General features: G+C 38.2%; 20 protein-coding genes and 2 pseudogenes. 13 read left to right on the forward strand and 9 right to left on the reverse strand.

Translation table 11 applies throughout. The features are described from left to right. Positions 1–129 precede the first annotated feature (129 nt). Complete coding sequence (locus MMP60_RS14555; RefSeq protein WP_004661469.1) at positions 130–402, reverse strand: HU family DNA-binding protein; 273 nt, start codon at positions 400–402, stop codon at positions 130–132. A 167-nt stretch (positions 403–569) separates the two neighbouring features. Beyond that, entirely contained in the window at positions 570–1,025 is a 456-nt protein-coding gene (locus MMP60_RS14560; RefSeq protein WP_241337066.1) for a phasin family protein, read from the reverse strand. 209 nt (positions 1,026–1,234) lie between these two features. Between MMP60_RS14560 and MMP60_RS14565 the strand changes: the two genes are divergently transcribed. The 8 genes from MMP60_RS14565 (at position 1,235) to fdx (ending at position 7,352) form a co-directional block, all read left to right on the forward strand. Continuing rightward, a complete protein-coding gene (locus MMP60_RS14565) occupies positions 1,235–1,882 on the forward strand; it encodes a hypothetical protein (RefSeq protein WP_241337067.1) in 648 nt (215 codons plus the stop codon). 108 nt (positions 1,883–1,990) lie between these two features. Further along, entirely contained in the window at positions 1,991–2,464 is a 474-nt protein-coding gene (locus MMP60_RS14570) for an Rrf2 family transcriptional regulator (protein ID WP_004878735.1), read from the forward strand. A gap of 1 nt (position 2,465) precedes the next feature. Next, positions 2,466–3,683, forward strand: a complete 1,218-nt coding sequence (locus MMP60_RS14575; protein ID WP_241337068.1) for an IscS subfamily cysteine desulfurase — start codon at positions 2,466–2,468, stop codon at positions 3,681–3,683. 79 nt (positions 3,684–3,762) lie between these two features. Beyond that, positions 3,763–4,152, forward strand: a complete 390-nt coding sequence (gene iscU / locus MMP60_RS14580) for a Fe-S cluster assembly scaffold IscU (protein WP_018678058.1) — start codon at positions 3,763–3,765, stop codon at positions 4,150–4,152. 25 nt (positions 4,153–4,177) lie between these two features. Further along, entirely contained in the window at positions 4,178–4,498 is a 321-nt protein-coding gene (iscA, locus tag MMP60_RS14585) for an iron-sulfur cluster assembly protein IscA (RefSeq protein ID WP_004661460.1), read from the forward strand. 81 nt (positions 4,499–4,579) lie between these two features. After that, complete coding sequence (gene hscB, locus MMP60_RS14590) at positions 4,580–5,098, forward strand: Fe-S protein assembly co-chaperone HscB (RefSeq protein WP_241337069.1); 519 nt, start codon at positions 4,580–4,582, stop codon at positions 5,096–5,098. Between the two features lie 38 nt (positions 5,099–5,136). Further along, positions 5,137–6,996 carry a Fe-S protein assembly chaperone HscA gene (gene hscA, locus MMP60_RS14595; RefSeq protein WP_241337070.1) on the forward strand — a complete coding sequence of 620 codons (1,860 nt, stop codon included), beginning with the start codon at positions 5,137–5,139 and terminating at the stop codon, positions 6,994–6,996. Positions 6,997–7,013: 17 nt separating this feature from the next. Further along, entirely contained in the window at positions 7,014–7,352 is a 339-nt protein-coding gene (fdx, locus tag MMP60_RS14600; protein ID WP_241337071.1) for an ISC system 2Fe-2S type ferredoxin, read from the forward strand. A 67-nt stretch (positions 7,353–7,419) separates the two neighbouring features. Here fdx and MMP60_RS14605 read toward each other — a convergent pair whose 3' ends face one another. From MMP60_RS14605 to MMP60_RS14630, 6 genes are all read right to left on the reverse strand, one after another. Then, positions 7,420–8,187 (reverse strand): hypothetical protein, encoded by a 768-nt coding sequence (locus tag MMP60_RS14605; protein ID WP_241337072.1) that lies wholly within the window; start codon positions 8,185–8,187, stop codon positions 7,420–7,422. A gap of 47 nt (positions 8,188–8,234) precedes the next feature. Beyond that, a complete protein-coding gene (locus MMP60_RS14610; RefSeq protein ID WP_241337073.1) occupies positions 8,235–9,671 on the reverse strand; it encodes an adenylate/guanylate cyclase domain-containing protein in 1,437 nt (478 codons plus the stop codon). Between the two features lie 51 nt (positions 9,672–9,722). After that, a complete protein-coding gene (locus MMP60_RS14615) occupies positions 9,723–10,157 on the reverse strand; it encodes an HIT domain-containing protein (protein ID WP_241337074.1) in 435 nt (144 codons plus the stop codon). Between the two features lie 196 nt (positions 10,158–10,353). After that, a complete protein-coding gene (gene mfd / locus MMP60_RS14620; protein WP_241337075.1) occupies positions 10,354–13,815 on the reverse strand; it encodes a transcription-repair coupling factor in 3,462 nt (1,153 codons plus the stop codon). A gap of 178 nt (positions 13,816–13,993) precedes the next feature. Further along, positions 13,994–14,608, reverse strand: a complete 615-nt coding sequence (locus tag MMP60_RS14625) for a hypothetical protein (protein ID WP_241337076.1) — start codon at positions 14,606–14,608, stop codon at positions 13,994–13,996. Between the two features lie 274 nt (positions 14,609–14,882). Beyond that, positions 14,883–15,695, reverse strand: a complete 813-nt coding sequence (locus tag MMP60_RS14630; protein ID WP_241337077.1) for an SDR family NAD(P)-dependent oxidoreductase — start codon at positions 15,693–15,695, stop codon at positions 14,883–14,885. A 283-nt stretch (positions 15,696–15,978) separates the two neighbouring features. Between MMP60_RS14630 and MMP60_RS14635 the strand changes: the two are divergent. After that, positions 15,979–16,548, forward strand: a pseudogene (locus tag MMP60_RS14635) (DUF4291 domain-containing protein). Between the two features lie 78 nt (positions 16,549–16,626). Here MMP60_RS14635 and aceI read toward each other — a convergent pair. Then, on the reverse strand, positions 16,627–17,055 hold the full coding sequence (aceI, locus tag MMP60_RS14640) for a chlorhexidine efflux PACE transporter AceI (protein WP_241337078.1): 429 nt from the start codon (positions 17,053–17,055) through the stop codon (positions 16,627–16,629). Positions 17,056–17,142: 87 nt separating this feature from the next. Here aceI and MMP60_RS14645 point away from each other — a divergent pair, with 87 nt between their 5' ends. From MMP60_RS14645 to MMP60_RS14660, 4 genes and pseudogenes are all read left to right on the forward strand, one after another. Beyond that, positions 17,143–18,036 (forward strand): LysR family transcriptional regulator, encoded by an 894-nt coding sequence (locus MMP60_RS14645; protein ID WP_241337079.1) that lies wholly within the window; start codon positions 17,143–17,145, stop codon positions 18,034–18,036. Between the two features lie 107 nt (positions 18,037–18,143). Continuing rightward, complete coding sequence (tal, locus tag MMP60_RS14650; RefSeq protein ID WP_241337080.1) at positions 18,144–19,133, forward strand: transaldolase; 990 nt, start codon at positions 18,144–18,146, stop codon at positions 19,131–19,133. 72 nt (positions 19,134–19,205) lie between these two features. Then, a pseudogene (gene leuE / locus MMP60_RS14655) lies at positions 19,206–19,857 on the forward strand (leucine efflux protein LeuE). Between the two features lie 107 nt (positions 19,858–19,964). Beyond that, entirely contained in the window at positions 19,965–21,143 is a 1,179-nt protein-coding gene (locus MMP60_RS14660) for a benzoate/H(+) symporter BenE family transporter (RefSeq protein WP_241337081.1), read from the forward strand. Positions 21,144–21,158: the final 15 nt, after the last annotated feature.

Consider the following 21,158-nt stretch of genomic DNA (forward strand, 5'->3'; position numbering starts at 1 on the left):
AAGTATTCCAATATTTTATTTCGGGGCAATTTTAACTGAAAAACTAAAGCGAATGAATGCTGAATAAAGCATTTCATTCAATAAATAAAAAACGCACCCAAAATGGTGCGTTTTTTTGATTTAAAAAGATTACGCAACTGAATCTTTTAAACCCTTACCTGGTTTAAAACTAGGTACTTTGCTTGCTTTAATTTGAAGCTCTTCACCTGTTTTAGGATTACGACCAGTACGTGCAGCACGTTCTTTAACGCTAAATGTACCAAAACCAACTAAAGTAACCGTATCACCGCTTTTAAGTGCTTCAGTGATTGACGCAATTGTTGCATCGAGTGCCTTACCAGCATCCGACTTAGATACTCCCCCTTTTTCAGCAATCGCATCAATTAATTCTGATTTATTCATGATAAAAAATATCCTCTTAATATCGTTTGTTAAGATCCAAGGCTATAGTTTAAAAGGCCATGCCGCCTTTATAGCAATGCTTTAGGGGAGAACGCAATACTAGAAAGGCTTTTTAGCCAAAATAAATACTGAAATACGACATAAACAGACGAGCGCCAATAATTTTTTTACTTTTTATTCAATTTGCTCTTTAACTGGTTGTTTTCTTCAATTAATGCATCAACTTTGATGTGTAGTTGAACTAAAAGTTGTTCGATATGTTGGAGGTCTTTTGGTGTCACTAAACCGATACGATTGAGCGAATGATTCACACCTGTATCTAAAATTTTCTCAACTTTGTCCTTCGTATCAGTGACTGACTCTTTGGCTTTCTCAGTAACCTTCACAACAGTACTATCAGCAAAGTCAACCGTCTTCGACTCTAACTCTTCGCCCACCTTGACTAGAGAGTCAAATAATTTATTTCCTTCCTCTTCCGCACGTGAAAAAGCACCCAATCCAGCCAGCCAAATTTGTTGTGTATACTTTTTGAAATCAAGGGCAGATTTTTTAGAACTCTTTGATTTTGGCTTAGTTTTTACCTCTGCTTCCTCATTAGGATTTTCTATATTTGAGTTATCCATTGACCATTGCTCCTAAGCACTTTACAAACAGTATGTCGTATTTAACCATAAAAATGTTTTTATAATATCAAAGTTAAGACTTGATCGTTTTAAAAAACTGTTCTACAAAGCAATAAAGTCATGTAAATTATTTTTAATAATTGAGTATGGATGCTCAAATTTACAAACTTTATGAGTTTATAGTGTGATTAGCAAGGATAAAGAGAGCTATGAGTGATACGCAACAAAGACATAAACACCCACATTTGTTGCTAAACATTGTCATCATTGTTTTAGAAACTTTTTTCTCATTCATTCTTACACATGATGCAACCTTGCGCTTGCAAGCAAAAAAATTGATCGACCAAAAAGTTACCATTCGTATTAATAGTTATATTCCTTTTTTTGACTTTTATGTTCAATTTACTGAAAAAGGGATTTTGTTTGACATGCAGGCTTTGGATCGTAAAGTCGATTTGGAAATAAACAGCACACTCATTGATCTCATCAAAATTTTCGTATTTAACAATCAACGCAGCATCTACAATATGCGTATTTTAGGTGATGCAACCCTGCAAGAGGAATTAATGGACTTAATCCCTCATCTCACACTCACCAATATACTTGCCAATTGGAAACAATGGTTTAATGCTTTTGATAGTGATGCTGAGGCAATTGCTTCACAGCAACGAATTGCACCTTTACTTGATAAAATTGATCAGCAACGTTCTGAAATTAATACGTTATTGGTTGAAGTCAAACAATATCAGAACCGCATTCATCGCCTGCAAAAGCGCCAACGCTGGATTAACATCAGTTTTGTTGTATTCAGCTTTATTTTTATAGGATTTTTTGTTTATAATATGTGGATACAATAATTCCGATATATTTCACGTTTCGCCCCCATAATGCCAATTAAAAAACTTGACTATTTTAGTCGGAATTCATAAAATTTAGACATCTAGTCTAACCATGTGTACCGAATCATGCGTCTTACAACTCGCGGTCGTTACGCAGTGACTGCTCTACTTGATTTAGCTTTGCAGCCAACTGAACAAACGATCACGCTTGCGGAAATAGCAGCACGCCAGTCCATCTCAGTCGCCTATTTAGAACAGTTATTCGCAAAACTTAAGCGACATGGGTTAGTTTCAAGTGTTCGTGGTGCAAATGGTGGATATCATCTTGCACGTAATGCAACTGAAATTACTGTGCTAGAAATTATCGAAGCTGTAAATGAAACTGTTGATGCAACACGTTGTGACCATAAAGGCAACTGCCAAAATGGTGCGATGTGCTTAACGCATGACTTATGGCAAGAACTCTCCCACCATATTGCCGATTATCTCGCAAAAATCTCTCTTGCAGACTTGATTGCTCGTGACAATGTTCAAACTGTTGCACTCCGTCAAAACTCAGTAAGTTTAGATTCAGCTCTTCTATCGGTTACAGGTATTTGACATGAAACGTCCGATTTATCTTGATTACGCAGCAACCACCCCTGTACTGCCTGAAGTTGCAGAACGCATGATGGAATGTTTAACGTTCGAAGGAACTTTTGGTAATCCTGCGTCACGTTCACATGCTTATGGTTGGCAAGCCGAAGAAAAAGCTGAATATGCACGTGAGCAAGTTGCAAACTTAGTTAAAGCAGATCCACGTGAGATCGTTTGGACTTCTGGTGCAACTGAATCTGACAACTTAGCACTTAAAGGTATTGCTCAGTTCTACGGTTCAAAAGGCAAGCACATCATTACTAGTAAAATCGAACACAAAGCAGTGTTAGATACTTGTCGTGAACTTGAAGAACAAGGTTTCGAAATTACTTATTTAGAACCAGAACCACGTACAGGTTTAATTACGCCTGAAATGGTTCAAGCTGCTTTACGCCCAGATACAATCCTTGTTTCACTCATGATGGTGAACAACGAAATTGGTACAGTCACTGATGTTGCAGCAATTGGTGAATTAACACGTGCAAATAAAACATTCTTGCATGTTGATGCTGCTCAAGCCGCAGGTAAAGTTGAAATTGATCTTTCAACCATGAAAGTTGATTTGATGAGTTTCTCTGGTCACAAAATTTATGGCCCTAAAGGCATCGGTGCGCTTTTCGTTCGTCGTAGCCCACGTGTTCGCTTAAAAGCACAAATGCATGGTGGTGGTCATGAGCGCGGTATGCGTTCTGGTACTTTAGCAACTCATCAAATTGTAGGTATGGGTGAAGCTTTTGAAATTGCTGGTAAAACCATGCAAGCAGAACAAGAGCGTCTTCGCCACCTACGTGACAAACTCTGGAATGGCTTCCAAGACCTTGAGCAAGTGTTCTTGAATGGTCACCCGACTGAAAACGTTGCAAACTATCTTAATGTCAGCTTTAACTTCGTTGAAGGTGAGTCATTGATGATGGCGTTAAAAGATCTTGCAGTATCAAGTGGTTCAGCATGTACATCTGCAACTTTAGAGCCTTCATATGTATTACGTGCTTTAGGTTTATCTGATGAGTTGGCACACAGCTCTATCCGTTTCAGCTTTGGTAAATACACGACTGAAGCAGATATTGACCACGTGTTAACGATTACCAAAGCTGCTGTTGAGAAATTACGTGAGCTTTCTCCGCTTTGGGATATGTATAAAGAAGGTATCGACCTTTCAACAGTTGAATGGGCTGAACACTAATTCATTGAATGCTCAATTGAAAAACGTGTTTTAACCCTCATATTAATATTAGGCTGACCCCGAGTTTTGGAGAAGCGACATGGCTTATAGTGAAAAAGTAATCGATCATTACGAAAACCCTCGTAATGTTGGTATTTTAGACAAAAATGCAGAAAACGTAGGTACAGGTATGGTCGGCGCACCAGCTTGTGGCGACGTAATGCGTTTACAGATCCAAGTTGATGACAATGGCGTAATTGAAGAAGCTCGCTTCAAAACTTACGGTTGTGGTTCTGCAATTGCATCAAGTTCGCTTGTCACCGAATGGTTAAAAGGCAAGACCCTTGATGAAGCTCAATCAATCAAAAACATTGATATTGCAACCGAGCTTGCACTTCCACCAGTAAAAGTACACTGTTCTGTATTGGCTGAAGATGCAATTAAAGCTGCGATTGAAGACTATCGTGGTAAAAAAGCGAAAGCTGTGTGATTACTGAAAAATTATTGGAGTTTTCATGATCCATTTAACTGAAAATGCTGCGACTCACATCAGCAATTACCTGCAAAATCGCGGTAAGGGTGAAGGCATTCGTATTGGTGTGAAAACTTCGGGTTGTTCTGGATTGGCTTATGTACTTGAGTTTGTTGATGATATCGACACACATGACCAAGTATTTGAACAACTCGGCGTTAAAGTCTTCGTTGACCCTAAAAGCTTGGTCTATCTCAATGGTTTAGAGATGGATTATGTTAAAAATGGTCTCAATGAAGGCTTTGAGTTTAACAATCCAAATCAAAAAGGTGAATGTGGTTGCGGCGAATCATTTACCGTTTAACGACAACCACCCTTTTTTCTTGTCAAAACAGTGTGTTCCGCACTGTTTTCACATATTTATCAATAGCGGAATTCATCTCCCATGAATCATTTTGAGTTGTTCCAACTACCCGAAGCACTCGATATAGATTTAGCGACTTTAAAAAAACAGTTTTTAAGTTTGCAACAGCAATATCACCCAGATAAAGCCAGTGATAAAGATCAAGCTTTGATCAAGTCAAGCGAAATCAATCAAGCTTATAAAGTATTATCACAAGTTGATAGTCGTGCTGCTTATCTACTTGCCCTCAAAAAACAAGACCATCATCTTGATCAATCTATTAGCGATTTTGAGTTCTTGCAATCTGCACTCGAAATGCGTGAACAACTTGACGAAGCCACTTCGACAGAACAGCTTCACACATTAAAAGTTGAAGTTCAGCAATGGATTGATGGTTTAATCCGCGAATTCAAAATCGATTACGCAGATGAAGACTGGGCTGAGGCACGTGATACCGTTCGTAAACTACGTTTTTTCCAACGTGTCATGAATGATATTGATAAAGCTGAAGATCGTATGTTGGATGAAGAAGATAGCTTCAACCTAAACGATGATTTTTAATCCGCTGTTACCAATTATTTTCAAGGGATATCTCACGCATGGCACTTTTGCAAATTGCTGAACCTGGTCAATCTACTGCTCCACATCAGCACCGTATTGCGATTGGCATTGACTTAGGGACAACCCACTCTTTAGTGGCGACAGTGCTATCGGGAAAACCGAAAGTTCTACAAGATGACAAAGATCGTGTTTTACTTCCATCTATTGTTCATTACACCAAAGATTTAACGACGTTTGGTTATGAAGCCAAACCCTTTATGATGACTGACCCTAAAAATACCGTCGTTTCAGTGAAACGCTTTATGGGTCGCTCACAAGCAGATATCAAGTTTCAACACCCCTACACACTTGTTGGCGCAGAAAATGAAATGCCGGCATTTGAAACTGCTGCTGGTCGTAAAACACCTGTTGAAATTTCGGCTGAAATCTTAAAACAATTGAAAGATCGTGCAGAAGCTAGTCTAAATAACCCTGTAAATGGTGCAGTGATTACTGTTCCTGCTTATTTTGATGAAGCACAGCGTCAAGCGACACGTGATGCAGCGCAACTTGCAGGCTTAAATGTTCTACGTCTATTGAATGAACCAACTGCCGCAGCAGTTGCTTATGGACTAGATCAAGAAGCCAACCTCAGCACAGATCGTAACTATGTGATTTATGACCTAGGTGGTGGGACGTTTGACGTATCAATCTTACGTTTTTCACAAGGCGTATTTGAAGTTCTCGCAACAGGTGGGCATACTGCGCTTGGTGGTGATGACCTTGATCGTTTAATCGTGAAATGGGCGAAAAAACAGCTCAATATCGATACTTTAAGTGATGAAGAATATGCCGTATTTGTTGTCGCTGCACGTCAAGCCAAAGAATATTTAACTGACCATGACACTGCTGAATTAACGTTATTGGATGATCGTCTCACTTTAGACCGTCCAACATTTGAATCAATTATTCAAGTTGCACTCGATAAAACCATGAGTGTCTGCAAGCGTGTATTACGTGATGCCAAACTTAACCTCGATGAAATTGAACATGTCGTTCTAGTCGGTGGTTCGACTCGCTCTTATGCAGTTAAAAAAGCAGTGCGCGAATTATTTGAACGTGAACCACTATGTACGATCAATCCAGATGAAGTGGTTGCGATTGGTGCATCAATTACTGCAAATCAGTTAATTGGCAATAGCCAAGATGGTTCTTTACTGCTTGATGTTACCCCTCTATCTCTTGGTCTAGAAACCATGGGTGGCTTGGTTGAACGTTTGATTTCACGTAATACTGCAATTCCAGTCGCACGTCGCCAAGAATTTACCACGTATCAAGATGGTCAAACTGCCATGTTGATTCATGTGGTACAAGGTGAGCGTGATTTGGTTGAGCATTGTCGTTCATTGGGTCGCTTTGTATTGCACGGTATCCCTCCAATGACCGCAGGTCAAGCACGTATTGAAGTCACTTTTCAAGTCGATGCAGATGGTCTACTCACCGTAGCAGCAAAAGAAACTACATCTGGTGTACAAGCGCAGATCGATATCAAACCATCATATGGTTTATCAGCAGCAGATACTGAACGTTTACTCGTTGATGGTTTCAAACATGCCGAGGAAGATAAACAACTTCGCCATTTGCAAGAGACCAAAGTTGAAGCACAACGTGAGTTAGAAGCATTAGAGCAAGCGTTAAAAGCAGATACTGACTTACTTTCTCAGCAACAGGCGCGTGACTTGATTCTTGCTGCTGAAGCATTAAAAGCTCGCCTTAAAACCGATGAGCTTGAAGCGATTGAAAATGCTGTTCAACAACTTAAAATTCACAGCGATGCCTTTGCGGCACTTCGTATGAATCGACATATTGACCATGCCTTAAAAGGTACAAAACTTGAAGATTGGTCAAACTCAAACTAAAGGTATAGGTGATCAATATGCCACGTATTAAAGTTCTTCCTCATGCACAAATTTGCCCTGAAGGCGCAGAATTTGAAGTCGAACAAAATGCCAATTTATGCCAAAGTTTATTAAAACAAGGTATTAAAATTGAACATGCTTGCGACATGTCTGCTGCATGTACAACCTGCCATGTAATCGTGCGTAAAGGCTTTGATAGCCTTGACGAAATGAATGATATTGAAGCAGATTTACTTGACCGCGCATGGGGTTTAGAGCCTGACTCTCGCCTGTCTTGCCAAGTTGCAATTATTAATGAAGATTTAGAAATCGAAATTCCTAAATACACCATCAACCATGCTTCGGAAAATCATTAATTGATTATCTGAATTTGGCGTCATAAAAAACTCCTCTACAGTTCACCTATAGAGGAGTTTTTTATTTTCAGGCAGAATCCGATTCTAAGTCGTCATCATCAAAATAATCCCACACATCATTGATACTATCTCGATAAGCCCCTCGATCTACAGGTAAATCATATAATAATTGTAGATCAGCATCATATTTTAGTAATTGTGCCATATGTACGAGTTGAATATTATTTTCATAATCTTGACTATGTTCAGAAAAATCATGAGCATCAACATGGCAATACATCTGCCAATCTCCACCTGCATGAGAAACCCAACGTACAGGCAACTGCCCTTCGATTACACAACGACAAGCAATCACACCTAAATAATTTGGAAATTGAGCATAAGCCTGAGGACTAAATGTGCGCATCATCGGAGTAGCCGTCAATACTTCACGATATCCTGTAAAATTTACATTTCGTTCAGCAAAAAAATGCTCAATACTATCTTGCTGACGTTTAGCTGTTTTAAGCCAAGCGACTTGCCACTCTGTTAAGCGTTCACCATGATTTGCAACAAAAATACCTGTCTCAGGTTCATCAATCCAATAACATTGACGCACCAACACTAACGGTTGCTCAGCACCCTGCATTTGCTCTGAAAATATTCGTGCTTGCTCAAAACTTACAAAAGTACGGTAATAGTCTTGACCATCATATTCATCGAGTGCCCCACGTTCAGGATGACACCAAACACGATATTCCAAGACATCATCATAGAAATAGCCTGCTCCAGATTTAACCAATGCGGGATATTCACCCACCATGTTTGCATCAATCGCAAGTGGGTATTGGGACATCTGTTTATCCATAAGACATAACCTTTGTGCAGGTCAAAATAGTAAAATTATTTAATTTCATCATCCAAGGTGAGTTTTGGAACACCTTGAGCATTGGTTATTTTTTGTTGTGTTTTTATTCGTTGAGTCATTTTTTCCAAAATTTCAACCAACTCTGGATACTCATAATTCTGTACTTCTTCCAAATTCAAGACCAAATGAAAACCTTGATATTCGAAGTCAAACCATTTTTGCGTATCCGATTTTTTGCCTGTGAATTTCTCCATAACCTGCCAAGTTTTAACAGGCCCTTGAATTCCTTTCAAGTAAATTGGGACTTTCGGCACACATAGGAATTCATTTTTGATTAACTGATGTGTATCATCTGCAATCAGAATTTCATCAATTTCAGCGGCATATTGTAATCGTGCTGCCAAATTGACATCGCGGCCAACAATGGTATAAGCCATACGATGTGATGCACCATAGTTCCCTACGTGGCAATAACCTGTACTAATTCCCATACGAATATGTAAAGCGGGATAACCCATTTTCTTCCAACGCTCACGTAACAATTTCATTTGTTGACGCATCGCAATTGCCATTTCTACACAAGATTTTGCATCTTGCTCAACACCTTGCGAATTTGGATCACCGAAGAAAATAAGAATCGCATCGCCCATAAACTTATCGACTGTTGCTTCGTACTGCTTTGCGATTTCAGTCATATGACTCAAATAATCATTCAGTAAAAAAGCTAAATCGTCAGGGATGAGACTTTCGGAAAGCTCAGTAAAACCTTGAATATCAGAGAAAAAAACCGTTAATTTTTTACGTTTATATTCAATCTTCGCTTCAGCCTCACCACGCATAATCGACTGCCATAATTGCAGTGGTGCATAACGACTCAATTGATTTGCAAACGCAATATAACGTGTCATTTGATTATGATAATGCTGACGTTGTTGCCCTAATATATTGATTCTACGATGCTGATAATAGTTACCTATCACAATAAACATCATGAGACCCAATAAACTGACGACAGTCAGTTCGGGGTTGGTTGGTTCGAAGTATGCTTCAGCACCAAAAACAAAAAATGTACAAAAATAGAATGTTAGGACACCAAACAAACCAATTAAACAAGCAACTGGTAATGTAATTTTGTTGTTTAAACCAACATAAAGTAGCGCGAATAATACTGTAAAAGTAGGAACCAAACTTAAATGTAAACCTGCAAGAACGATAGAAACAATGATAGCTTCACAGGCAAAAAGTACATTTTTTTCAGTATTTTTATCATATTTATACTGCAGCCATTTTTCTAATTTTGGACAAATAAGAAAATGGATCAACAAAAAAGGAAGGATGTAAAGTTGATAGTTAGCACTGGGAGAGGTAAACGTATAAATTACCAGAATAAGCGACAATATCGAATATCCCATCAAACGATGAAAATAAGCGAACTGTCTAGGTTCTTTATCTATTAACCTGTCTAGTGACACCCTACCCTCCTTCCTTGTTATAGAAGACTGTTTTTTATTCTATTTTCTAAATCAGTCCATACGCCAGTCAAATGGCATATCGCCTTGACCACGTAATGCAAGCATTAATGTCTGACGCATATGAGCGAGTACATCATTGCTATAAGGTACGGCTGGCGTTCCCCAAACTGGTTTAGGCCATGCAACATCATTTTGATAGCGTACAACATGATGGAAATGCAGTTGTGGCACAACGTTACCAAGTGCTGCAACATTCATTTTGTCTGCACGGAATACACGTGATAATTGGCTCGATAACCAGCTTGATTCACGTAAGAACTGTTCCTGATCAGCTTGGCTAAGCTCATATAACTCAGTGATTCCTGGTACACGTGGTATAAGAATCAACCATGGAAATTGCATATCATTCATTAAACGACATGTTGAAAGCGGAAAGTCGCCTACAAAAAATGTATCTTGAGCAAGTTGTGGATGCAAACTAAACATATCTTTATAAATGATGCATAATAATGATGATCAATACTATCACATCAGTTTTGATGTGAATATTATTAGTCGCCTGTTTGATTACAAATAACAATGATTTTCCTTATTTATTACATCGACATCCGACAAAAAGCAAATTCTTTGCTTAAAGGGAATCCAAGCTGTTCAATTAGTCAGCAAAAAATATACTTTTCAACTAACTATGTAGCTCATTTAGCAATTTATTTAACAAATCAACAATAAACTGAATCCGCTTATCATACTCAACCAATTGCACTGTGACCTTCAAACGCTGTCCTCCTTCCATACGATAATAGGTTGGATTTTTTTGCATTAACTGAATAATGCTGATCGCTTGTACAGGAGTATCTGGTGAAAACTCGATATAGCCACCATTACTGTTCACATCAATTTTGGTAATCCCGAGTTGTTCTGCTCTCAAACGTAATTGATGCACACTAAACAATTGTTTGACCGACTGTGGTGGAATACCGAAGCGATCAATCAACTCCATACGGATGTTGTCGAGTTTCTCTTGTGTATCAGTATTACTAATGCGCTTATAGAACAACAAACGCTGATGCACATCACCCAAATAGTCATCTGGGATCAAGGCTGGCATATGTAGATTAATTTCTGCGGTCAATGACAAAGGTGCGTCAAAGTTTGGCGTTTTGCCTTTTTGGATGGCTTTGGTCGCTTTCTCGAGCATTTCCATATACAAGCTATAACCAATCGCTTGCATCGAACCACTTTGCTGCTCACCGAGTAATTCACCCGCACCCCGAATCTCCAAGTCTTCAGTTGCAAGCATGAATCCTGCGCCCAGTGTTGAAGCACGTTGAATGGCATCTAAACGTTTTTCAGCATCACCTTTGAGATGTTTAAGTGATGGAACGAGTAAATAAGCATACGCTTGGTGATGTGAACGACCGACTCGACCACGTAATTGATGTAGTTGTGCTAAGCCCAACTTGTCGGCTCTTTCAATGATAATAGTATTGGCATTCGGTACATCAATACCCGTTTCGATAATGGTTGAACACACGAGAACATTATATTCTTTGTGATAGAACTGCTGCATGACCTGCTCAAGTTCACGTTCGCGCATTTGTCCATGTGCAACTGCAACACGTGCCTCTGGGACTAAATTACGAATCGTTTCTGCTGCTCGTTCAATGGTTTCAACTTCATTATGTAATAAATAAACCTGACCACCACGTAACAACTCACGCAAAATCGCTTCTTTGATTGAATCATCCGTATGTTCTTGAACAAAGGTTTTAACAGCTAAACGACGTGCGGGTGGCGTTGCAATAATCGAAAGATCACGCATTCCAGAGAATGCCATATTCAAGGTACGTGGAATAGGTGTTGCCGTGAGTGTCAGCATATCCACATCGGCACGTAAGGCTTTAATCCGTTCTTTATCACGAACACCAAAACGATGCTCTTCATCGACAATCATCAAACCTAGATTTTTGAATTGAATGTTTTCTTGCAGAATTTTGTGCGTTCCCACCACGATATCAACTTTGCCTTCAGCTAAGTCTTCAATCGTTTTCAGATGCGTTTTATTACTACCAAAGCGAGACAGCACTTCAATACGCACCGCTGTATCAGCAAAACGATCTTTAAAGGACTCATAATGCTGCTGTGCCAATAGCGTAGTAGGAACTAATACCGCCACTTGCTTGTTGTTTTGTACTGCAACAAAAGCTGCTCGCATCGCCACTTCGGTTTTACCAAAACCAACATCACCACAGACCAAACGATCCATTGGTTTCGCCAACTGCATATCATGGAGGGTTGCTTCAATCGCATTGGCTTGGTCTAAAGTCTCTTCATAGGCAAAGCCACTGGAGAATTGCATATATCCCGTATGGTCTAATTCAAAGGCAAAACCCGGTTTCGATTGACGGCGTGCCTGAATATGTAACAACTCAGCGGCAACATCATGGATTTGCTCTAAAGCTTTCCGCTTGGCTTTACTCCATGTATCTGTACCCAATTTATGTAAAGGTGCTAAGTCAGGATCGCCACCACTATAACGACTAATCAGATGTAAATTGGTGACAGGCACATAAACTTTTGCACCATCCGCATAATCGAGCTGTAAAAACTCGTGATCCTGTTGATCAATTTCTAAGGTAATTAATCCAGCGTAACGCCCAACCCCATGATCGATATGTACCACGGGCGCACCAATACTCAGTTCGGTTAAGCTCCGAACAAGAAATTCTTCAGAAACTTCCTGCTGACGCTTACGGCGACGCTGCATTACACGATGTTCGTAGAGCTGATTTTCAGAAATCACTGACAATTGATTGGTCAGCAACAAACCTCGATCTAATGGCGCGCTTGTGATTGCAACTTGTAGCTTGTCTTTCTGAAATTGAACAAAACTCTCTACATTTTGGATTTCACCTAGAACTGAACGTAATGCATCTTTTAAGGTTTCACGCCGACCTGCACTTTCCGCGACCAATAAAACAGGATGTTTAACTTGGTCAATATAATGTTTAACTGCTTCAAAGGGCTGTTCTTTTTTAGGATCAACTGCAAGCTTAGGCGGTTGTTCTGCTGCAAGATTCAGAACCCCAGCTTTTTCATCAAATACTTCCGCAGAAGCCAAAATTCTTGGAAATTGATTTAATGCCTGTAACACATGATTTGGCATTAAAAAAAGCTCTTCAGGCGGAAGAATTGGTTGGTCGATGTTATGACGGCGATCTTCATAACGACGCACCACTTCTTTCCAGAAATTTATTAATTCATCTTCAACTTCGTTATTTGTAATGACAACGCAATGCTTTGGTAAGTATGTCATAAGCATACTTTGCGCTTCCATTACCTTTTTCTCAAAGAATAAAGGTAAATAGAACTCTAATCCCGGTGTTGCAATTCCTTCAAGTACATCTTGATAAATTGGGTTTTTCTTAGGATTCGCAGTTGGAAAACTTTCTGCGTAACGATCTCTAAAGGTAGAACGCCCCTCTTTTAAAGGAAATTCTTTTGCTGGTAAAACGGTGAAGTTTTTTAAAGATTCAGTGGTTCTTTGCGTTTCTGGATCAAAAAATTTTAAGCTTTCAATTTCATCATCAAATAAATCAATTCGAATCGGTTGATCTTGTCCAGATGCATAAATGTCCATGATACTGCCACGAACTGCAAATTCACCATGATCATAAACAGTATCAACCAAACGATAGCCTGCTTGTACTAATTGCTTTTTCTGTGCTTCTAAATCGAGTCGTTGTCCAACTTTAATATCAAAGTGTTCACCAACCACCCATGAATATGGTGCAACACGTTGCGCTAAGGTACTGGCAGAAACCAGGAGAATACCCTTTTGCGGCATATTCGCTAAAATCGCCAAACGTTCCGACACAATATCTTGATGAGGAGATAAACGATCGTAAGGCAAGATTTCCCAATCAGGAAAAATCGTTGGTTTTATCCCGTAAAATTCGAGTTCACTTTCGAGCTGAGCAAGATGCTGATTATTTCTCGCAACAATCATGTATAGGTTTGGACTTTGTGCGGCAATTTCTTTGAATAATAATGCTGCAGATGATCCACGTAAGGAACCAATCCAGCGCTTTTCGCCTGCTTTGAATTGTTGTAGGTTTAATTGAGAGATTTCTTGTTGAAACATAGATAAAATCATGTAATCGAAAAGACAATAGGCTTAGTTTAACATGGAGTTTTTTTGAAGATGTGAATTTTCTTAATCTTCACTTAGGCTATTTATAAAGCTTTACGATTATATTTGAAATAAAAATATATCACTGATGTATAAATATATCAGTGATATTCAAAAAATAATGAATTATTTAAGACGCAGCATAGTTCTGAAATAAATAATTAATTGACTGCCTAAAAAACACTCTAAATTCCTCCATAGCATCACCTTTTTGGAACTTAGATGCGACAAACTGGCTAATATGGGGATTATTTAAAATCATCAAAACGGTATAACAAAGCATTTCATAATGCGCTTTATAATATTGTATTTGAAATTCTAACTCATCAAATAGTTCCTCATACTTTTGATCTTTTTTTAGTGTCTTCAAATGTTTAAAATCATCCGTCATTGCCGCATTATCTTGGTTGCCTTGAAGGTAATTAAACACGATTAAAGTATTGGACGATGCTTGTTTCTGTGCTTTGCCCAATATATGCATATAACTTTCTTCAACATTAGAACCCTGATTTAAATTATAAATGTAGTCTATTAATTCAGACAAAGTTAGTGAAAATAGAAACTTATTATATGGAACATTTTTCTCTAACTGTTCTAGATATTGCTCAATAGGTAAACTTTTCTTAGAAAAAAAGGAATCCATCATCCCACTATATCGCTCTAGAACATCCCCACTAGAAATAGATGTACTATGTATTTCTTGAAAAATAGATCTTAATTTCTGTATATTTTCTTCATGTGACATTTCTATTCATTTCCATTTATAAGTTTAAATTAAATTTTAAGAATTCCTTATAAATTACTCGTACAATTTATACAACAAAATTTCATTAAAAATCATCAATTTTTCTATATATTGATTTTTTAGATAATTTCACCACTATCAACGACTATATTCTATTGAAGCTAAAGCCATTTAAATAAAGTCTCCTCAATCCAGACAATTTGATGATCTATATAAAAAAATTGCAAGTATAAATCATACTCAGTCTATTAGACTCAGGCAAGTTTATACTAAATTAACTGGATTTATCCTTTAATTTTTTCTCTAATCGACGATCCATCAAACGAAATAATGGTCGAGTTAAATTCATCACTGTTGTCGGCGCTGTATTTAGTAAAGCATTGGCAATTGCACCACTGGTACTGGTAATACGATAAGATTTTTGCTGTACAGCTTTGACAATCCAGCCTGCGGCGGTGGATGTATCGAGCATTCGCATATGTTTATAAATCGTTGTTTTAGATGACATGGGTGTTCTGACCATTGGAAAATAAACAATACTCACATCAATTCCTTGCTCACCTAGCTCCATTCTGAGTGAACGTGAAAAGGATTCTAAAGCCGATTTACTGGCTAAATATGCTGAAAATAATGGAATTGGAACTTGAGTTGACATAGTAGAAATATTGACAACATGCCCCTCACCTTTTTCCAGAAAGTGTGGCAACAAGGCTAATGTCAAACGCACTGCTGCAAAATAATTGATTTGCATAGTACGTTCAAAATCATGCAACCGATCTAATGCCTGAATAATCGGACGACGTATCGAGCGAGCAGCATTATTAATTAGGACATCAACTTTCGCATGTTCACTAAGTATTTGTTCAATACAGTTTTTAGCATGATCTTCTTGAGTAATATCTACAGGATAAATCCATACTTGACCGCCTTGCTGTTGAATTACCTGCTGCACTCGTTCCAATTCATCTTTACGACGAGCAATTAGACAAATATTGGCACCTAAAGCAGCCAGTTGAATCGCAGCCTGTTCACCAATTCCCCCTGATGCACCTGTCAATATAATGGTTTTCCCTTGTAGATTTGTCATACCCTTTCCTATTTTTTTATACAATCTATGATTATCCATTTTGATCTTATTCATTTAGCTTCTAGGAGAAAAGTCTTCTTTGGAAAAACTCAAAGAATGCCTTTCTCAATTTATGATTAAGCTCACCAATAATTTTTGTTTACTTAGGCTATTTCATTCACTATCCTATCAACATCATTTAACGTGAATAAACCAATTGGTTATTCAATAAAATTTGACTTATAAACCATATACTTAAAATTATTTTTTCAATAAAACTAAGAGAGAAATTTAATCCACACCCATGATAACGAATATTCCCACCCAGCAAATCCGAGCTGCATATAACGATAAAACCATCCGTGTATATCAAGCTTATTCTCATTCCATAGCCAATGCGGCTATCAAACATCAAACTTTTGTCTCACCACCATTTAAGATGGAAAGAATGACATGGATTAAGCCCTCATTCCTTTGGATGATGTATCGTGCTGGCTGGGGATTTAAAGATGATGGGCAAAATCGCATTTTAGCTATAGACATCACCCTTGAAGGTTTTGAATGGGCATTGGCACATAGCTGCCTCAGTCATCGTGATCCGTCATTAAGCGAAGAAGAATGGCAACAACGTAAAGATCATTCACCTGTACGAATTCAATGGGATCCTGAACGTGATCTATTATTACAACCACTTGAACATAGAGCGATACAAATCGGACTGAGTAAAGAAGCGGTTCAACGCTATGTCAATCAATGAATTGTTTCGATTACAGACATTACACCACTTGCACATCAGATTCACGGATTAATCCAACAAAATAAAATGCAAGCAGCAAGTCTGCTACTGCCAAAAGAAACGGTTTATATTCGATAAAATAAGCTACGGAATAATCTTCAACAGACCCTATTCCGTAGCTTAAATTTTCTTGAGATTTATAAATCTCACTCTTGTTTAAGATGCAAATTTTACATTCGGGAAAAATCGCTCTTCAATCAAGTCATAACACCATTGAAAGATAAAGGTATATACCAAAATACACATCGTTAAACCAAAATCTAAAATCAATGCATCAATAAAGCTCATCTTCATCATATAAGCAATAATTGGAATGGTCGCAAGCATCAAACCACCCTCAAATCCAACCGCATGCAAAATACGCACAGGAATAGTTCGTTTCCACTGATATTTATGTTCAACTTTCTCAAAATAATGGTTAAAAATCATGTTCCAAATCACCGAAATGACAGCCATGATTACACCTAAAACACCTGTTACTTCTAACGGCATATTAAAAATAAAACTTAACGCAATTGCGATGATGACCAATAAGATCACTTCATAGCTAATTGCATGAATGAGTCTTCTTCTGGAAATCAACATTTTCTAACACTCTTTTGTTTGGATATGCATCATTTTATTTTTATAATTTTGATTAATCCAATTAGGTTCTTTCATTTTTTTTGATAGATGAATATTAATCAAGAACAACTTCTGATGTTTCAAACTGTCATTGAGACAGGCTCATTTTCGGCGGCTGCACGGAAACTCGGCAAAGTACCTTCAGCCGTGAGCATGTCAATTGCTAATTTAGAAATTGATCTCAATCTCAATTTATTTGAGCGAATTGGACGTGAGCCAAAACCAACCTCTGCGGCAATGGTTTTATATGAGAAAACCCAACAGCTTTTGATCGAAATAAATCAATGGAAACAGCACGCTCATGCGCTCAGCACTGGACTAGAATCAACCTTAAACATTGTCGTCGTCTCTGAATTGCTGCATACCAATTGGACCGATTATATTACGTTGCTCGAACAGCATTTTCCAAACCTAACCATCAATATTTTTTCTGCTCCTCAGGAAGATGCTTTACAGATGTTACTCGATCAGTCTGCGCAACTTGCACTCATGTTTGAACGAGAACAATTAGATAGCCGTGAACAATTTGTTGAATTAAAACGAGAAGCTCTTGTTCCAGTAATTGCTAACAACCATGCTTTAGCTCAACTTGAACAGATTTCATTTGAGCAAATGGTGCAGACGCGCCAAATCGTGGTCGCTAGCCGTGACCATAGCATCAAGCCAGAACTACTATTTTCTAAAGATTATTGGCGTACAGACAACCATCACTCTGCGTGTATGATGATTCTTCGGAATTTAGGTTGGGGAGTTTTGCCCTTAGAAATGTTTAATGAAAACCCTGAATTAAAGAAAAAACTAAAAGTTTTGGAACTTTATGATTTCACACCTAAGTTTGAATACTATGTCGATCTAGTCTGGAGTCGGGAAAGCGAGTTAGGTGTTGCTGCTAGATTTTTGATTGAACACATTCGACAACTACGTCAGCAACCAAGAAAATAGAGTAAATCACTCAGGTTTAAATGTATTGAAAGCGATGCTTTGCTTTCCTGTAGATTGTGCTATAAAGAAGTTATCCATAATTTTGTTTAAGTAAGAACGCTATATCAATGACTCAGACTGCATTACACCAATTAAAAAATTTAACAACCGTTGTTGCCGATAGTAGTGATCTAGAAGCGATTGAAAAATTTCGTCCCTTAGACGCAACAACCAATCCATCGCTTATCACTGCAGCGGCTGAACAACCTGAAAGTAAACAACTGATTGAAGATGCTTATACACAAGCAAAACAAGAAGGTTATCAAAGTGATGAACTGATTGAACGCACCATTGATATTTTGACAGTGAAGTTTGGCGTTGAAATTTTAAAATTGATTGATGGGCGTGTTTCAACTGAAGTCGATGCTTCTCTTTCTTATGATACTGATGCAACGATTACTAAAGCGCGTGAACTTTCTAAACTTTATCAAGGTTATGGTATTGAGCAATCTCGCATCTTAATCAAAATCGCGTCAACGTGGGAAGGCATTCAAGCAGCTAAAGTTTTAGAGGCTGAAGGGATTCCATGTAACCTAACATTATTGTTTGGTTTGCATCAGGCTCAAGCTTGCGCAGATGCAAAAGTAACCCTAATTTCTCCTTTTGTTGGTCGTATTTTAGACTGGTATAAAAAAGCGGAAGGCGTCGAGCAATACCCAATCGAAAACGATCCAGGTGTTCTTTCAGTCAAGAAAATTTATAACTATTACAAACAACACGGCATTGCGACACAGGTCATGGGAGCAAGTTTCCGTAGCACAGCACAAGTCCTTGGTTTAGCAGGTTGTGACTTACTCACAATTGCACCAAATCTATTGGCTCAACTTGAACAAGATCAACAGGTTGTTGAAGCTCAACTCAGCTCAACTTCGGCGCAACAAGCTGAGAAAATTGAACGTACAGCTCAAACCAAAGAAAGTTTTAAAGCTGAACTTGAGCAAGATTTAATGGCTTTCCAATTACTACAAGGTGGTATTGATGGCTTTATCAAAGCACGTGATCATTTGAGTTTATTACTGCGTCAATCTTTCGGTATTGATGCAGAGATTCGACCTTAATTAGTTTATTTTTCACCTATAAAAACCGATTTTTGTTATATTAGCGAAAATCGGTTTTTTAATGAGTAGATTGTGTTCGGCATAACAGATTTAACCACTTTCATTATTGGTACAATCTTAATTGTGTTATTGCCTGGCCCAAACTCTTTATATGTAATGTCAGTCGCTTCACGCTAATGGTATTCGTACAGGTTATGCAGCGGCATGTGGCGTATTCACAGGTGATTCCATTTTAATCCTGTGTACAGTCTTAGGTGCGGCATCATTATTAAAAGCCTTCCCGATTTTATTTGTCGTTTTAAAATTAACAGGCGCTTGTTATCTCGCCTATCTAGGTTTCAAACTATTACAAAGTGCGTATCAGACATGGAATAAGCCTCCACACCCTACAGAAATGGCTGATTTACCACGTTTAGATCAAATTCATCCCTATCGTACCGCCCTCAGTATCAGTTTACTCAATCCTAAAGCGATTCTGTTTTTCCTGTCTTTTTTCGTGCAATTTGTACAACCCAATTATGCTTATCCAGCACTCAGCTTTCTAATCTTAGCCATCATTGTGCAACTGGTAAGTTTCACATATCTGACTGCTTTGATTTTTTCAGGTGTTAAATTAGCAAACTTTTTCAAACATAATTATAAACTTGCCGCTGGAGGTGTTTTTAGCGTAGGTATTTTATTCTTTATTTTTGGATTACGACTAGCAACCTCTACCCTTGCATAACTCTGTTTTGATCATATGATCAATTAATTCAATCATTTTAAAACTACGATTTCTGCCAAATTAACGATATACTTTTCAACAAATTTTAATCAAGTATAGATGCATTGATGCAACGTCTAATTCAAGATTTTTCGATTCCTGCCGTTTTTGCTGGTTTTATTACCTTTCTGATTGGAATAAGTGTTTCTGCGGTACTGGTCATTCAAGGGGCGCAATCTCTCGGTGCAAATACAGCACAAATTAGCTCTTGGTTTTGGGCATTAGGTTTAGCGATTGGATTATCAGGACTCATCTTATCTTGGAAATATAAATACCCTGTTGCAACCGCATGGTCGACGCCCGGAATTGCTTTAATTATTGCATCTTCAGGACATTATGACCTTTACGAAGCGATTGGTGCTTTCTTAATTTGTGGCGTCGCAATCGCAATCGTTGGATTTTCAGGCATTTTTCAAAAGTTATTGGCGCATATTCCTCAAAGCCTCACGTGCGCCATGCTTGCAGGAATTTTATTAAAATTTGGGATTCAAATCTTTAGCAGCTTAGAAAGTCAGCTCGGTTTTATCTTAAGCATGTTAGCAATTTATCTTGTGTCAAAACGCTTATTGCCTCGTTATAGCATTGTACTGACGGTGATTTTAGGTGCAATGATTTGCCCGCTCTTTATTGATTTCCAATTACATTCAATCACTTGGTCTTTTACTCAACCTATATGGATGCAACCCTCATTCTCATGGTCTGCATTACTGGGGCTAGCCTTACCCTTGTTTGTCATCAATATGACTTCTCAAAATTTGCCCGGTATCGCCATGATCAAAAGTTATGGTTATCACCCACACGTCAATCAATTAGTAGGTTGGACAGGTATTGCACATACGATTTTCGCCCCTTTTGGTTGCTTCTCGATAAATTTAGCCGCGATTAGTGCAGCGGTCAGCTTAGATGATCAAGTACATCCTGATCCGAGCAAACGCTATATTGCTGGTATAAGCTGTGGTTTGTTTTATATTTTAATGGGGCTTTTCGCTGCAACCTTAGTCAGCTTACTCATGTCATTTCCGCCTATTTTTATTGTTGCACTTGCAGGGATTGCCCTATTTGCCACGATTAGTCATAACATTGCAGTGGCTTTTGCGAACGTAGAAGAACGAGAAGCAGCATTACTCACTTTTTTATGCAGCGCATCAGGTGTTCAATTTTGGGGAATTGGCTCTGCATTTTGGGGGCTTCTATTGGGTATTTTTGTTTTGGTTTTATTCAAATTTAAATTAAAAAATAAGTCTTAGTACCAAAACCAAGAC

The sequence above is a fragment of the Acinetobacter sp. ANC 4805 genome (assembly GCF_022549495.1).
GTDB lineage: Bacteria > Pseudomonadota > Gammaproteobacteria > Pseudomonadales > Moraxellaceae > Acinetobacter.